The following is a 2,420-nucleotide window of genomic DNA, read 5'->3' as shown; positions in this document are numbered from 1 at the left end:
TAGCCGCTGAACCAGGCGGCCTTCTTCTCGTCGGTGGTGCCGGTCTTGCCCGCGATCTTGCGGCCGTCGTCCATGGTCAGGGCGGCGGCGGTGCCCTTCTCCGTCACGTTCAGCAGGACGGCGTTGCCGCTACCCGCACCATCCGGGGCACACCCCGGGCGGCTCCAGCAGCGGTTCGGCGGCCGCGGTCGCGGCCGGGCTGGTGCCGCTGGCGATCGGCACCCAGACGGTCGGCTCGGTGATCCGCCCGGCCGCGTACTGCGGGGTGGTGGGCTTCCGGCCGACGTACGGGCGGATCCCGATCACGGGGGTGATCCCGAACGCGCCGAGCTTCGACACCCTGGGGACGTTCACCGCGGACCTGGCGGGCGCGGCCCTGGCGGCCCCGCTGCTCTGCGACGGCTGGCGGGCGGAGCACGGCGGGGCGGCCGCGCCCGTGCTCGGGGTGCCGGACGGGACGTACCTGGAGCATGCCGAACCGGCCGCGCTGCGCGCCTTCGAGGAGCAGCTGGCCCGGCTGGCGCGGGCCGGGTTCACGGTGCGCCGGGTCGAGCTGTTCCCCGACTTCGCCGAGATCGCCCGGCGGTTGCAGGCGGTCAACCGCTTCGAACTGGCCCGCAGCCACGCCGACTGGTTCGCCCGCTTCGGCGGGCTCTACCGGCCGGAGACGGTGGCGGGCATCCGGGCCGGCCAGGGCGTCGCGGCCGAGGACCGGGCGGCCGCTCTGGAGTTCCGGGAGCGGCTGCGCGAGTGGGTGGCCGCGGCGGGTACGGCGGCCGGGGTGGACCTGTGGCTGGCGCCCTCGGCGACCGGTGGGGCGCCGGAGGGCCTGCACAGCACCGGGGACGCGGTGATGTCGCTGCCGTGGAGCTTCCTCGGGCGGCCCGCGCTGAGCCTGCCGGCGGGGCGGACACCGGAGGGGCTGCCGCTGGGGCTCCAGGTGGTCGGTGCGGCGGGCGGTGACGAGCGGCTGCTGGCCCAAGCCGCCTTCCTGGAAAAGGTGGTGGCGGAGGGTTAGGCGAGCGCCGGGTCCGCCGGGTCGGTGCCGGGGCGCAGCCCGCCGGTGGCCCGGGCGCCGTCGAGGGCCTCGGCGACGATGTCGTACCACTCCCGGGCGCAGCCGGCGCTGGGGAGGGCCCGGGCGCGGGAGTAGGCGAGCCGGCTCTCGCGGAGGGCGCGGGCCCTGGCGCGAACCGTCGGACCTGCCCTAGGAGGCCCGGGGAGCCCCGGTGCCCCGGGGGTCGGGGCCGCGCTTCTCGTCGGGGAAGCGCGGCCCGCCGATCAGGTAGAACAGTGCGGCCGTCGGGAAGCCGAGCGAGGCGGCCAGCAACACGATGAACTCCCAGAACATCTTCCGCTCCTCGTCAGTCGCGGGCCGCCCGGACACCCGAAGGTGATCCCAAACCCGACCCGCTCCGATTGGCCGAATCGTCCGGTCACTGTCCGACGGTATGGCCGAATCACCCCGGCTGCCACCGGGCGCCGCGCCCCGGCCCTCGCCGCACCGGCGCACGGGTCTGGGCGCGGGCCGGGGGCGGCGGCCACACTGTCGGGATGCAGCTACAGCTCGCAGGGGAAGCACGGCGGCCCGACCGCGAGAGCGAGGACTTCGTGGCGGCCTCGCCGGAGGCGCTGGTCCTGCTGGACGGCGTGAGCTCGCCGGCCGGCCTGGAGTCCGGGTGCCGGCACGGGACGGTGTGGTACGTGCGCCGGCTGGGCGTGCACCTGCTCGCCCGGCTCACCGACCGGGCGGACCGCTCGATCGCCGAGTGCCTGGCCGACGCCATCGTGGAGACGGCCGCGCTGCACGGCGGCCGGTGCGACCTGGCCCACCCCAACACGCCCGCCGCGATGGTCGTCGCGGCCCGGCGGCACGGCGAGGCGCTGGAGTACCTGGTGCTCGGCGACTCGCTGCTGGTGCTGGAGTTCAAGGACGGCCCGCCGAAGGTGATCGGGGACAACCAGCGCTTCCCCGCCGGGGAGGAGCTGCGCCGCCAGGTGTGGGAGACCGTCCCCGGCTCGGCCGAGCGGGCCGCGCTGCACCTGGAGTACGCGCTGGCCGTGCGCGCCGCCCGCAACCGGGGCAACGGCCCGTGGATCGCCGCGGCCGGCCCGCGGGCGGCCGAGCACGCCGAGACCGGCTTCGTCCGGCTGGACCGGCTGCACGCGCTGGCCGCCCTCACCGACGGCGCCTCGCGCTACACCGAGCGCTTCGGGCTGGGCAGTTGGGCCGATGTGCTGCGGCTGCTCGCCGAGTCGGGGCCGAGCGAGCTGATCGCCCGGGTCCGGGAGGTGGAGCGGGCGGACGCCGACTGCGAGCGCTGGCCGCGCGGCAAGACGCACGACGACGCCTCGGCCCTCTACGCGCTGCTGTAGCGGACTCGGGCCCGGGCACCGCCGGGCGGCCCGGAGTCCGGCTC

General features: G+C 76.7%; 2 protein-coding genes and 1 pseudogene. 2 read left to right on the top strand and 1 reads right to left on the bottom strand.

Annotated features, from left to right (window positions below; translation table 11 throughout):
• Positions 1-172: 172 nt before the first annotated feature.
• Positions 173-1,018, top strand: a pseudogene (locus tag KS423_RS43530) (amidase family protein); the annotation flags it as partial.
• A 189-nt stretch (positions 1,019-1,207) separates the two neighbouring features.
• On the opposite strand, the gene KS423_RS43525 reads toward KS423_RS43530, so the two are convergent.
• Positions 1,208-1,351, bottom strand: coding sequence for a hypothetical protein (locus tag KS423_RS43525; protein WP_224285219.1), 144 nt, complete (start codon positions 1,349-1,351; stop codon positions 1,208-1,210).
• A gap of 203 nt (positions 1,352-1,554) precedes the next feature.
• Between KS423_RS43525 and KS423_RS43520 the strand changes: the two genes are divergently transcribed.
• Positions 1,555-2,376 (top strand): protein phosphatase 2C domain-containing protein, encoded by an 822-nt coding sequence (locus tag KS423_RS43520; RefSeq protein WP_224285218.1) that lies wholly within the window; start codon positions 1,555-1,557, stop codon positions 2,374-2,376.
• The last annotated feature ends 44 nt before the right edge of the window (positions 2,377-2,420 follow it).

It is taken from the genome of Streptomyces sp. LS1784, assembly GCF_020103755.1.
Taxonomy (GTDB): domain Bacteria; phylum Actinomycetota; class Actinomycetes; order Streptomycetales; family Streptomycetaceae; genus Kitasatospora.
The sequence above is the reverse complement of the archived record's forward strand: the minus strand, read 5'-3'. Positions and strand labels throughout refer to the sequence as shown.